General features: G+C 61.1%; 8 protein-coding genes. 3 read left to right on the top strand and 5 right to left on the bottom strand.

The window, feature by feature from the left end; all coding sequences use genetic code 11:
* Positions 1 to 7: 7 nt before the first annotated feature.
* The gene (locus ACAW63_RS24035) at positions 8 to 1,054 is read right to left on the bottom strand and encodes a GlxA family transcriptional regulator (RefSeq protein ID WP_371229597.1); all 1,047 of its coding nucleotides are present in this window, start codon (positions 1,052 to 1,054) and stop codon (positions 8 to 10) included.
* Between the two features lie 243 nt (positions 1,055 to 1,297).
* On the opposite strand from ACAW63_RS24035, the gene ACAW63_RS24030 reads away from it, so the two are divergent.
* Together ACAW63_RS24030 and ACAW63_RS24025 are read left to right on the top strand one after the other, a co-directional pair.
* Entirely contained in the window at positions 1,298 to 1,969 is a 672-nt protein-coding gene (locus ACAW63_RS24030; RefSeq protein WP_371229594.1) for a response regulator transcription factor, read from the top strand.
* 31 nt (positions 1,970 to 2,000) lie between these two features.
* Positions 2,001 to 7,487, top strand: a complete 5,487-nt coding sequence (locus tag ACAW63_RS24025) for an AAA family ATPase (protein WP_371229592.1) — start codon at positions 2,001 to 2,003, stop codon at positions 7,485 to 7,487.
* A 60-nt stretch (positions 7,488 to 7,547) separates the two neighbouring features.
* On the opposite strand, the gene ACAW63_RS24020 is transcribed toward ACAW63_RS24025, so the two are convergent.
* From ACAW63_RS24020 to ACAW63_RS24005, 4 genes are all read right to left on the bottom strand, one after another.
* A complete protein-coding gene (locus ACAW63_RS24020; protein ID WP_088417041.1) occupies positions 7,548 to 8,525 on the bottom strand; it encodes an alpha/beta fold hydrolase in 978 nt (325 codons plus the stop codon).
* A 439-nt stretch (positions 8,526 to 8,964) separates the two neighbouring features.
* A complete protein-coding gene (locus ACAW63_RS24015; protein WP_371229589.1) occupies positions 8,965 to 9,585 on the bottom strand; it encodes a tyrosine-type recombinase/integrase in 621 nt (206 codons plus the stop codon).
* A 149-nt stretch (positions 9,586 to 9,734) separates the two neighbouring features.
* Positions 9,735 to 10,124, bottom strand: a complete 390-nt coding sequence (locus ACAW63_RS24010; protein WP_371229587.1) for a response regulator — start codon at positions 10,122 to 10,124, stop codon at positions 9,735 to 9,737.
* Between the two features lie 173 nt (positions 10,125 to 10,297).
* On the bottom strand, positions 10,298 to 11,206 hold the full coding sequence (locus tag ACAW63_RS24005; protein WP_371229584.1) for a LysR family transcriptional regulator: 909 nt from the start codon (positions 11,204 to 11,206) through the stop codon (positions 10,298 to 10,300).
* Between the two features lie 557 nt (positions 11,207 to 11,763).
* Between ACAW63_RS24005 and ACAW63_RS24000 the strand changes: the two genes are divergently transcribed.
* Complete coding sequence (locus ACAW63_RS24000; protein ID WP_371229581.1) at positions 11,764 to 12,357, top strand: glutathione S-transferase family protein; 594 nt, start codon at positions 11,764 to 11,766, stop codon at positions 12,355 to 12,357.
* The last annotated feature ends 437 nt before the right edge of the window (positions 12,358 to 12,794 follow it).

Here is a 12,794-nt window from a genome sequence, read left to right as displayed (position 1 = left end):
GTGGCGCTCAATCGTCGCGGGTGAACCGCTGCCGATAGTCGCGCGGCGACACCGACAGGTTGCGCTGGAAAACGCCACGCATCCGCTCCTCGTTTCCGAAGCCGCACTGGCGCGCCACTCGTTCGAGCCCCAGAGTCGTATCCTCCAGCAGGCGGCGGGCCGCTTCGAGCCGAAAAAGCTCAATGGCCTTGGACGGCGTGCGCCCTGTGCTGGCCTTGTACAGACGGGAAAAATTGCGCGTGCTCATACACGCCTGTTCTGCGAGTGTCTCCACGGACAGCGAAGGATCGCCTGCATGCTCTGCGAGCCACAGATGCAATTTATCGAAAGGGGCTGTTTCGCCGGACTGGGCCTGCAGCAATCTGCTGTATTGCGCCTGGCCGCCGGGACGCCGCAGGTAAACCACCAGCTCCCGCGCCACCGCCATCGCCACCTCGCGTCCGCAGTCTTCCTCGACAAGGGCCAACGCCAGGTCGATGCCTGCGCTCACGCCTGCGGAGGTCCATATTCGTTCCTGTCGGACGAAGATCGCATCGGCGTCCACCCGGATCTTCGGAAAGCGCTGTTGCAGCGCGTCGCACATGGCCCAGTGGGTAGCGGCGCGCAGCCCATCGAGCAAGCCGGCCTGGGCCAGTAGGAACGCCCCGCTGCAAACGGCGGCGACCCGCCGCACGGCGGCAGCGTTGCCGGCGATCCAGGCAACCAGCTCGGCATGGCTGTCCAGGGTGCGACAGATGTCAGGAGCCCCCGGAACGATCAGCGTATCGAGGCACGCGAGGTTCATCTGCTCCAATGGCTGAGTGGTGACACAGAGGCCTTCGGCAGTGGCGACCAGCTCTCCACTCAGGCTGGCGGTTGCCAGTCGGTAACCAGGCAAGCTGCGTTCGGCAAGTGCTCGGCTCGCTGCCCAGAATACCGTTTGCGCTCCGCTCAGATCGAGCAGGCCCATCTGGGGGTAGGCAATGAAGACAATATCGCGCTCGGCAACAACCGCCGGGCAAAGATTTTTCTGCGCAAGGGCGCGGGTGGGTTCCAGTGGTTGGGGACGTGACATCATCGTGCCTTGGCGGAGCTGGCCAAAATGGCGGAATACCCGTTGTATTAACGCAATGCAAGCGTCGCGCGGTATTGGCTGAAAATCCACGCTATTTGGCCTGGCGTTGCTGGGACTGCCAAGTTAGTTTCGGACGCTTTGCCAGTCTGTAACCGGCGGTCAGTGGACGGGGTGGGCGGCAGTGGCCGCCGTTGCACCATGGACTAGATTTTTTGCGCACGTTGGCCACAGGAGGGAATAAAAATGAGTGGGTCGCAACCAGGGGGAAATGCCCGTACCGGTACTTCGGGCGATCCGGTGGTTTATGTGGTCGATGATGATGAGTCGATGCGTTTTGCCCTGACCGGGCTGTTGCGCTCCATTGGCCTGCGGGTCGAGGCATTCGAATCCACCGAGCAATTCCTGGCCTTTCACCGGCCGACGGCGCCCAGTTGCCTGGTTCTTGACGTACGCCTGCGAGGGGAGAGCGGTCTGGCCTTTCAGGAACGGATCGACAAGGCAGGCTTGCGCATACCCATCGTGTTCATGACCGGCCACGGCGACATCGCCATGACTGTCAAGGCGATGAAAGCCGGCGCGGTGGATTTTCTCGCCAAGCCATTTCGTGACCAGGACATGCTCGATGCGGTGGCCAGCGCCCTGGCCAGAGATGGTGAGCGGCTGGCTGCCGAACAGAGCAGCGCCGGGTTGCGCCAAGCTTATGCGGGCCTCACGGCGCGTGAGCGCGAGGTGATGGGCTTCGTCGTCGGCGGGCTGATGAACAAGCAGATTGCGGCCGAGCTGAATCTCAGCGAGGTCACCGTCAAGGTCCACCGCGGGCAACTGATGAGGAAGTTGTCTGCCCGCTCCGTAGCGGACCTGGTCCGCAAGGCGGAAGCCCTGGGGATCGCTCCCCAGCTTCGTTCGCCCATCTGAACGCACGATTGGCCCGCTTGGGGAGATTGGCATGCCTGCAATACCGCAGCGGCTCTGGGACGATGGCGAGCGTATCTTCGGCCGAGGCCCGCATCCCCGTCACGAAGACCGCCTGGTTCTGACCGCGCGACCTGCCGCGGACTCGCCCTCCGCCGCCAGCCTTGAGCGGTTGAATCATGAATTCGCCTTGCGTGACGAGTTGGACGAAGCCTGGGCTGTTCGACCACAAGAGCTGCTGCATGAGGGTGGGCGCCCCCTTCTGGTGCTTCGGGACCCAGGGGGAGAGCCGCTCTCGGCATCGCTGGGCACCGCCATGCCACTGGAGCGCTTCCTCCGTCTGGCGATCGGCATCGCTCATGCCTTGGCACGCTTGCATCAAGCCTCATTGCTGCACAAGGACATCAAGCCCGCGCATATTGTTGTGGACTGCTCCGATGGCCGGCCGCGCTTCACGGGTTTCGGCCTTGCCTCGCGGCTGCCGCGCGAGCGTCAGGCCCCGGAGGCGGCGGAGACCCTGGCCGGAACCCTGGCCTATATGGCACCGGAGCAGACCGGGCGGATGAACCGCTCGATCGATTCGCGCAGCGATCTCTATGCGTTGGGCGTGACCTTCTACCAGATGCTCACTGGCGAGCTGCCCTTTGCTGCCAGCGACGCCATGGAATGGGTGCACTGCCATATCGCGCGCCAGGCGGTGGCGCCCGAGCGGCGAGTGCCGAGCTTGCCCAAGGTGTTGTCGAGCCTGGTGATGAAGTTGCTCGCCAAGACCGCCGAGGACCGATACCAGAGTGCCGCGGGAGTTGAACAGGACCTGCGCCGCTGCCTGGCCGACTGGGAAGCCGGTCGTGTCCTAACAGAATTTGCACTGGACGAGCACAGTATCCCGGATCGGTTGTTGGTCCCCGAGAAGCTCTACGGCCGTGAACAGGAGGTGGCCTCGCTAGTGGCGGCCTTCGAGCGCAGCGTATCCGGCGAGGCGTGCGGGTTGCTGCTGGTCAGCGGCTATTCGGGGATCGGCAAGACCTCGGTGGTCAGTGAGCTACACAAGGCTCTGGTGCCACCTCGCGGCCTGTTCGCCTCGGGGAAGTTCGATCAATACAAGCGAGACATCCCCTATGCCACCCTCGTGCAGGCATTCCAGCAATTGGTTCGCATGCTGTTGGGCAAGAACGATCGCGAACTGATGCAATGGCGCTCGGAGCTGGAGCAGGCCCTGGAAGGCGAGGGGCAGCTGCTGAATGAGCTGATTCCGGAGCTGCGCCTGATCATCGGCGAACAACCAGAGCTGCCAGTACTCGAACCGCAGCAGGCGCATCGGCGGTTCCTGCGGCTGCTGAAGCGTTTCATCGGCGTCTTCGCCCGGCCGGAACACCCCCTGGCGCTGTTCCTGGATGATTTGCAGTGGTTGGACGCTGCTACCCTCGATCTGCTTGATGATCTCCTCTCCAGTGCGGAGCTTCGTCATGTGATGCTCGTGGGGGCATACCGCAGCAACGAAATCGACGACAGCCACCCGCTCAGCGTGACCCTGCGCCGACTGGCCTCGGCGCAAGTGCGTATCGAGGAGATCCAGCTGACGCCGCTGAAGCGGCAACATCTCGAGCAGATGATCGCTGAGGCACTGCATTGTCGCGCTGAACAGATCCGCCCCCTGGCGCTGTTGGTGCACGAGAAGACTGCAGGCAATCCTTTCTTCGCCATCCAGTTTCTCCATGCCTTGGTCGAGGAGGGGCTGCTGAGCTTTGACTACGAGTTCCGCCAGTGGCGTTGGGATGCCGCGCTCATCCATGCCAAGGGCTATACCGATAACGTCGTCGACCTGATGCTCGGCAAGCTGGCGCGCCTTCCTCAGCAGACGCAACACGTGCTGCAGCAGCTTGCCTGCCTCGGCAACCTGGCCGATTCCGGCACGCTTGCCAGCGTTCTGGATATGCCGCGAGCACAACTGCACCAGGCGCTCTGGGAAGCCATCCGCCAGGAGCTGGTGGAGCGTCAGGAGGGCGCCTACGCCTTCGCCCATGACCGCATCCATGAAGCGGCCTATTCGCTGATTCCACAGACAGAGCGAGCTGCTGCGCACCTACGTATCGGGCGGCTATTGGCCGCCCATGTATCGCCCCGGCAGCGTGAGGAGGCAATCTTCGAAATTGTCGGCCAGCTCAATCGAGGCATGGAGCTGATCAATGCAGCAGTCGAACGCGAGCGGCTGGCTGAACTCAACTTGCTTGCGGGACAGCGCGCCAAAGCTTCCGCGGCCTATGCAGCGGCCCTCAGCTATTTCGCCACCGGAGCGGAACTGCTTGATCGGACTGTCCGGCGCGAGCGCCGTGACCTCTTGTTCGCCCTGGAGCTGGGGCGCGCGGAATGCGAGTTCGCCACCGGGCTGTTGGCGGCTGCGGAGAAGCGCCTGGAGGGGTTGGGGAACGTCGCCCAGGGCACCGCTGAGCAAACCGTGGTGGCCTGTTTGCTGGTTGATATCCACCTGCTGACGGACCGTCGGGATCAGGCGGTCGTGGTCTGCCTGGACTCCTTGCGCCGCCTGGGCATCGATTGGCCGCCCCATCCAGGCGACGAGGCCGTTCAGGAAGAGTACGAGCGGATCTGGACCCAACTGGCCGGGCGTCCCATCGATCAGCTCGTCTCGCTGCCTCCGATGAGCAATGCCAGGGCCCTGGCCTGCATGGAGATACTCACCACCCTGTTCTCGCCGGCACTGCACACCGATGAAAACCTGGCGTGCCTCACCATTTGCCGAGCCATCACCTTGAGCCTGGAGCATGGCAACAGCGATACGTCCAGCGTGGCCTATGCCAACATTCCGCGCATTGCCGGCCGGCGCTTCGGCGATTTCCAGGCGGGCTTTCTCTTCGGTCAACTGGGTTGTGATCTGGTAGACCGGCGTCGACTGCAGCGCTACGAGGCGCGGACGTATCTTGCCTTCGCCCTGTTCGTTGCCAGGTGGGCGAAACCCGTGCGCGATTGCAGCCTTATCCTGCAACGGGCCTTCAACGCAGCGAATCGGGTGGGCGACCTGCCGTTCGGGGCATTCTCCTGCAACATCCTGGTTTCCAACCTGTTCTTCGCCGGCCTGCCGCTGGCCGAGGTGGACGCAGAGGCGGAACGGAGCCTGGCCTATGCGAAGAAGGTCCGCTTCGGTCTGGTCATTGCGTTCTTGGAAAATCAACTAGCGATGATCCGCATGCTACGTGGCGGCACGCTCGAATTCGGTTGCATGGACACTGCTAACTACAGCGAGGCGGCTACGGAGCGCGGCTTGGAAAATTCCTCCAAGGTGCTCGCCTGCTGGTACTGGGTGCGCAAACTGCAAGCTCGCTACCTGGCCGGCGACTATCGAGCGGCCCTCGAGGCGGCTTCGCTGGCCGAGCCTTTGCTGAACACCTCCGACTCCTTTCTGGAGGAAGCCGAGTATCACTTCTTCACGGGGCTGGCCCTGGCTGCGTCGGGCGCGGAGTATCCCCTGGTCGAGCTGTGTGCCAGGCTCTCGGCGCATCGGCAGGCCCTGCAGGCCTGGGCACGGCTCTGCCCGCAAAATTACACCTGCCACATCCTGTTGTTGGATGCGCAGATCGCTCACCTCGAGCGGCGAGATAGCGATGCCGAGGCGCTACACGAGCGGGCCGTGCGATCAGCGCAGGAAAGCGGATTCCTGCAGGTCGAGGCGCTCGCCTACGAAGCGGCCGCCCGACATTACGCCATACGTGGGCTGGACAGGGTGGCAAGGCTCTACTGGCAGGAGGCTCGGGACTGCTTCCGACGCTGGGGAGCGGAGGGCAAGGTGCGCCAGCTCGATGCTATGCACCCCCTGCTGGGCCACGAGTCGGCTGGTGCGCAGTACACAGCGACCATAGCGGCGCCCATGGAGCAGCTTGACCTGGCAACGGTGCTGAAGGTCCTGCAGACCGTCTCAGGGGAGATCGTCCTGGAACGCCTGGTGGACAGCGTCATGCGCACGGCCATCGAACAGGCCGGCGCCGAACGGGGCGTGCTGCTGCTTTGTGGCGACGGGCAGCCGCGTATCGCTGCTCAGGCCAGCGTAGATGGAGCCGAACCCCAAATGTCTGCGGACCAGGGGCAACTGCCGGACGGGCTGTTGTCGGAAACAGTGCTCTACCAGGTGCTGCGCACGCAGCAGACGCTGGTTCTCGACGATGCTCTGGTTGCGCCCGAATTTGCAGGCGACCCCTACCTGCGCCAGCGGGGCGTGCGATCTGTCCTTTGCCTTCCGTTGGTGAGTCAAGGGCAGATCAGCGGGGCGCTCTATTTGGAGAACAATCTGACTGCCCGGGCCTTCAGCCCTGCGCGCACGGCGGTCCTCAAGCTGGTGGCATCGCAGGCGGCGATTTCCTTGGAAAAGGCTCGGCTGTATCGAGACGTTGCCGAGCGTGAGGCGCGGATTCGCCGGTTGGTGGACGCCAATATCATCGGCATCATCGTCTGGAACGCCGAAGGTGAAATCCTCGACGCCAACGATGCTTTTCTGCGGATGCTCGGTTACCAGCGGGAGGACTTGATTTCCCGGCAATTGCGCTGGCGCGACCTGACGCCACCGGAGTTCCTCGAAGAAAGCGAGCAATCACTGCTCGTAGCGGTGCGACATGGCAGCGCGCCGCCATTCGAAAAGGAATACTTCAAGCGAGATGGCAGCCGTCTGCCGGTAATTATCGGTCTGGCGCCGTTCGAGTCAGGCAGCGGTGAGGGCGTGGCCTTCGTGTTGGACCTGAGCGAGCGCAAGCGCGCCGAGGAGCTGGTGCGCGAAGGCGAACGTCGTTACCGCGAGGTACAGGCAGAACTGGCGCATGCCAACCGAGTGGCGACCATGGGACAGTTAGTGGCGACCATCGCCCACGAAGTGAACCAGCCAATTGCCGCCACGGTCACCAATGCCAACGCGGCGCAGCGCTGGCTTGATGCGCAGCCGCCTGACCTGGGCGAGGTCGGCCAAGTGCTTGGCCGCATTGTCCGCGACGCCAATCGGGCCGCCGACGTGCTCAAGCGCATCCGCGAACTGCTGCGCAAGACACCTTCGCGCAAGGGGGTGTTGGACATCAACGGGGCAATCCAGGAAATGATCGAGCTCACCCGTGGGCAAGTGCTCAAGGGCGGCGTGCGGGTGCACCTGCGCCTCGTGGATCCCCTACCAGCCGTGGCGGGCGATCGGGTAGAGCTTCAGCAGGTGCTGCTCAACCTCATCCTCAATGCCGTTGAGGCCATGGCAGCGGTCGAGCAGGGTACGCGTGAGCTGGAAATCAGCACCCAGCCCGATGCTGACGGTGGCGTACTGGTCCAGGTCTGCGACACGGGACCTGGATTCGCCGCCGAAAACGCAGAGCAGATCTTCGCCCCGTTCTACACCACCAAACCCACTGGCCTGGGGATGGGGCTGTCCATCTGCCGCTCGATCATCGAAGCCCATGGAGGCCGCCTCTGGGCCGCAGCGAACCAATCCCGCGGAGCGGTGGTGCAATTCGTCGTACCGATCCACCTGGCCGAGGCATGAAGCGACAAGCAACGCCTGAAACGGCTCGAAGAGAACTCCTTCGAGCCGCGTCCTGGCGAGTCACTTCTGAATGAAGGCGAGAAGATCCGCATTGATGATCTTCGCATGGGTCGTGCACATCCCATGGGATAGCCCTGGGTAGGTCTTGAGCGTCCCATGGCGCAGCAGCTTGATAGTCAGGCGCGCTGAGTCGTCGATGGGCACCATCTGGTCATCTTCCCCATGCATCACCAAGGTTGGCACTCGGATCTGTCGCAGGTCTTCGGTGAAATCGGTTTCGGCGAAGGCTTCGATGCAATCGTAGTGAGCCTTTGCTCCGCCACTCATGCCCTGGCGCCACCAGTTGTCGACCACCGCCTGGGAAATCCTCGCCCCTGGCCGATTGAAGCCGTAGAACGGACCTTCGGCTACCTCGCGGTAGAATCCCGCGCGGTCCGTCGCGAGCGCCTCGCGGAAGCTGTCGAAGAGCTTGAGCGGAAGTCCGCCAGGGTTCTTCTGCGTGCGTAGCATCAGTGGCGGGACGGCGCCGATCAGTACTGCCTTGGCAACGCGGCCGATACCGTGCTGCGCCACATAGCGGACCACCTCGCCACCACCGGTGGAATGACCGACATGGACCGCGTTCTTCACTCCAAGATGCGCCATCAGTTCGGCCACGTCGGCTGCATAAGTGTCCATGTCGTTACCCTCGGCTGTTTGCGAGGAGCGCCCGTGGCCACGCCGATCATGGGCGATTACACGGTAGCCCCTTGAGAGAAAGAACAGCATCTGGTTATCCCAGTCGTCTCCCGAAAGTGGCCAGCCGTGGTGGAAAACGATGATCGGGCCGCTGCCCCAGTCCTTGTAAAACAGCCTTGCGCCGTCACGCAGGGTAAGATAGCCCGAGCCCTGGCTCGCGCCGCGGTTGGTCTTCGCTGTGGCGGCCTGGGTTCTGCTCGATTGGCCCACCAGGGCCGGCACCGCCACCGCCAGGGTGGCGGCCGCCAAGCCAGCGCTCATGAGCGTGCGGCGGGTGGTTCCTTTGGTTTCTTCGGTCATGCTGAAAGCTCTCATCAGGATACCGCTCATGCGGCGAGTGCGACCGACCCGCAATGCTGAGAGCGTGAAAATCACCTGCTCGAAAGCCTTGCCGTCGATAGGCCAACCCTATTCGCGCGCTGCTGTCGCCACCATCGTCCATGGGTATCGCAGGGCCATACCTTGGTTTGCGGCTTGGTGCGATTGCTGACCGGACGTCAGCCCAGCCACTTTGAAGATTTTATGGAGCTTCTTAGACCGGCTCTCTTCGAGGGAGAGCATGTACCTGAGGAAGCGTCGAGAGCGTTCGACCTGACTTCCTCAGGGGGAGCCGGTCAGGGACCAGGATGCGAAGTCACTGACTAATCCCTCATGCCATGGAGACGGAACGTCCGCTTTTGGCCGCTAGCGGCCTCAAAGAGGCGCCGGCTTGCGGCGCGGCGCCAACAGGGGAGCATGATCAAACCTCAGTCTGCTCCGCCATCTCCAGAGCGTCATCAACCTCAATACCCAAGTACCTAACAGTGCTCTCCAGCTTTGTATGGCCGAGCAGCAACTGCACTGCTCTCAGGTTTTTCGTTCTGCGATAGATCAGTGATGCTTTGGTTCTACGAAGCGTATGAGTCCCGTAGAGCGTGGAGTCGAGACCGATTGTGGTTACCCAGGCTTTCACAATGCGGGCGTACTGTCTCGTGGATAGGTGAGCTGAACATCGCGCACGACTGGGAAAAAGGAAATCGTCGTTACGACGGCGAGCTGCGCGGATCCAAGCTTCAACTGATGCTCTCGTCTGAGCGGTGATTTCGAACTGCACCGGGCGCTGAGTCTTCTGCTGCATCACGATCGCGCGCGTCGACACGTGATCACCATGAGCTATGTCCCTGACGCGCAGCTTCGTTAAATCGCAGGCTCGAAGCTTGCTGTCGATGGCAAGGTTGAACAGCGCCAGATCACGATCCTTGTTTGCGATTTCCAGTCGCACTCTGATAGCCCAAATGTCCCGAAGTCGCAGCGGTGCTTTCTGGCCGACCAGTTTGCCCTTGTTCCAAGGTTCGCGAGCTTTCGATGTGAGTGTGGCCATGATTTGTCCTCCACATGGGTGAAGGACTAGGGTGCATCGCTCGTAGCCTCAGGGCCGCTTCCGGCCAATTGCAGCCATTCGCGGATGACCCAAATCGGCCAGAAGGGGACTGCAATATCAGTGTTGCATTAACCATGCGTCCTATTTACTCAGTGGGGGAGCGCTAGGGCGTCTCTAACAACAGTCATGAGCGCCGTGAGATCAAATGGCTTGTCGAGAATGAGGTAGGCCGGGAAGTCCCGACTCCAGGAGCCGCCAGACATGATGATGATGGGGATGTCTGGGGAGCGATCTGCAACCTTACGCGCTAAATCCAGACCGTCGATCTCACCAGGCATTAAGACGTCAGTGAGCAAAAGGGCCAGTTGACCAGGGTTAGCATTGATCCAATCGAGACCATTGTCGGCGTTTCCAAGAACGACTGCGGGAATGCCGTAATTTTCCATCGCCAAGCCAAGAACTCTGGCCAAGGTTGGATCTTCGTCAAGGATCAGTACGAACGAGGCACAGTTAGCGGGCGGACCTCGGAGCGTTTCCATGCCAGTTCTCCTGTACGTGTACCGGTGGAAAACGCTGCCGAGCCTAAGTTCACATTCTTAGTCTGGTCAGCCTCTCCCCGCATACAGGATAAACTTGGCAACGACTGCTTTGGGTCGGCAGCGGCCTCAAACTCGCGGTTGCGAAGCAGGATGCGCTCTCTCGTTGTGAGACTCTATCCCCCGAATAATGCAGGTTTAGGAATCGATGATCCCAACCGCGGAGAGGCCCAATCAATGAACTGCCGCACCCTCGCCGACAACAACCGAGCGTGTGGATACACCATCTGAATAGGAATATCAGGAAGCTCAAATGTCTGAAGCAACCGCACCAGCCGGCCGTTCGCAAGCTCGTCGGCGACTTGGTAGTGCAGCAACCGGCTGATGCCGACACCTTGCTGGCAGGCTAAACTGGCGACCTGAACCTGGTTAGTGGTCATGCGCGCAGGAATAGCCAGAGGCACAATATTGCCTTGCTCCAGGAATTGCCACTGCTTGCCTAGGGGTGCAAGGGCGATGCAGGCATGGTCCAGCAGGTCCGTCGGCTGCTGGGGTGTGCCGTTGGCACACACGTATTCCGGGCTTGCGCAATGTACATAGCGGGTATACCCCAACGACGTCATCACCAGAGAAGAGTCCGGCAACTGCCCGATGCGAATCGCCAGCTCTATGCCCTCCTCCAGCAGGTCGACCACGCGGTCGAGCAAGATTAGCTCCACCTGGATAGTCGGGTGCAAAGCCAGGAATTCGTTGACCAGTGGCGCGACGTACCGGCGCCCGAACTCCACCGGTGCAGTGATGCGCAACAGTCCCCCCGGGCTCTTGCGCCGAGCATCAAAGCCATGTTCGACCTCATCGAACTCCGCCAATATCCTTCGGCTCCAGGCGACGAATTCAGCCCCTTCGTCGGTCAAGGCCAGTCGCCGGGTATTGCGATTGAGTAACCGCGCACCAAGGTGTTTTTCCAGCGCCGCAAGTGTCCGGACCACTGAGGCCGTGGACTGTCCGGAGATGTTCGCCGCAGCACTGAGGCTACCGCTGTCCACAATCCGCACCAAGGTTGCCATAGCTTTCAATCGGTCCAACGTCAGGCCTCGTCTGTGCAGCTACTGCAATAGTGTTGTCAGCTTACAGGCATTGGTAAAACAGCGGTCAATGGACACACTGGGTGCATCCAAAGTGTGTGTGGTCTACCGCCATGAATTTCGATGTTTCAACCAGCATGCGCAACCCGTCACCTATCCTTGCGCGTGATCACATCAATATTCGCGTCGTTAACCGCAGCCGAGCCGTTGCGATGTACGAGTCGCAGTGGTTCGTCGAAAGCATGCGGTTCAGCAACTACCAAGCGAATGAGCAGCTTATCCCCAGCGACGCACTTATAAACCCGAACTTCAACTGTGCCGCCGGGTCAGCGCCCACAATGAGCTGCTGGATGCGTCCAACAAACTTTCCGGTATCGCCGAGTCGGCCCGCGTAGTGGAAAACCTTGAGTCACTGCAGCGCTGTGCGTCGCAAAAAGGCATCACCACCATCGGACGGCCAAAGCGGATCGGGTCACGTCGCGTTGTGTCGTTCATACATGCACCCGACGGCAACGTCTTAGAATTCAACAGCCATTTGCCTAAAACAGGGAAACGCCATGAAGCTCTATGACCTGGAACTTTCCGGTAATTGCTATAAAGTCCGCCTGTTCGCCCACTTGGCGAACTTGGATCTGGAAATCATCTCCGTGGACTTTCTAGGGGGGGAGCACAAGCGAGAACCGCTAATCGACCTCAACCCCTGGGGCGAGTTGCCTATCTTGGTGGATGGCCAGCAGGTGCTACGCGATTCACAGGCAATCCTGTTGTATCTAGCTGGCACCTATGGTGGTGCGGCATGGTGGCCGGTAGAACCCCAGCAACAAGCGGAAATCATGCAATGGCTTTCGACGGCGGCCAACGAGATCCAGAACGGTCCATGTGCTGCACGGCTCATAGACAAGTTCGGCTACCGTATCGACAAGAGCGATGCCCTCGCCCGGGCTGAACGCATCCTGCCACTGCTGGAGGCGCACCTGGCGAAACACGACTGGCTGGCGCTTTCCCGCCCGACCATCGCCGATTGCGCGGTGTTCCCCTATGTTGCGCTGGCGCCAGAAGGGGGTATCGACCTTGAGCCCTACCCACACATTGTGCATTGGATCGACAGGATCAAGCAGTTGCCTGGATTCGTGCCAATGCCGGGAATCTAACGAGACACACCAGAGCGGCTGATCGGCCAGCGCAATGTGTTGCAGATCCCCAGTAAGGCGGTAGTCAGCAAGGGCAAGCTCAATCTGTTGGTGTTGGCGGAAGAGCAGCGGCGATTTCGCCTCGTAGAGATGCGTCTGGGCCAGGAAAACGATGGGCTAGCAGGCAGGCAATCATAATGTCATGCGCACCAAATCTGCCGCTAGAGATCGACACGAACTCAGCTCGCATAGGCCAGCCTCATGAACCGTCAGCGATAGGACGAACACCCGTCGACGCATCATTCCAGTTTTTAACTTGGGGACGATCCAATCAGCCTTTAACACTTAATACGCATAAGGCCGGATACAAGCACCCAATGGTGCAATAAAGCCATCTGTCTCAGTGCGATACGTATCTGCTGCTCAGAGTGAGACAGCGAGACTTCGCGAAACGTCCC

The sequence above is a fragment of the Pseudomonas sp. QE6 genome, from assembly GCF_041379005.1.
Classification (GTDB): Bacteria; Pseudomonadota; Gammaproteobacteria; order Pseudomonadales; family Pseudomonadaceae; genus Pseudomonas.
The sequence above is the reverse complement of the archived record's forward strand: the minus strand, read 5'-3'. Positions and strand labels throughout refer to the sequence as shown.

Bases quoted from the DNA above. Each gene is read 5' to 3' on its own strand.
- ACAW63_RS24035 (WP_371229597.1), bottom strand. From the start codon at position 1,054: ATGTCACGTCCCCAACCACTGGAACCCACCCGCGCCCTTGCGCAGAAA.
- ACAW63_RS24030 (WP_371229594.1), top strand. From the start codon at position 1,298: ATGAGTGGGTCGCAACCAGGGGGAAATGCCCGTACCGGTACTTCGGGC.
- ACAW63_RS24025 (WP_371229592.1), top strand. From the start codon at position 2,001: ATGCCTGCAATACCGCAGCGGCTCTGGGACGATGGCGAGCGTATCTTC.
- ACAW63_RS24020 (WP_088417041.1), bottom strand. From the start codon at position 8,525: ATGACCGAAGAAACCAAAGGAACCACCCGCCGCACGCTCATGAGCGCT.
- ACAW63_RS24015 (WP_371229589.1), bottom strand. From the start codon at position 9,585: ATGGCCACACTCACATCGAAAGCTCGCGAACCTTGGAACAAGGGCAAA.
- ACAW63_RS24010 (WP_371229587.1), bottom strand. From the start codon at position 10,124: ATGGAAACGCTCCGAGGTCCGCCCGCTAACTGTGCCTCGTTCGTACTG.
- ACAW63_RS24000 (WP_371229581.1), top strand. From the start codon at position 11,764: ATGAAGCTCTATGACCTGGAACTTTCCGGTAATTGCTATAAAGTCCGC.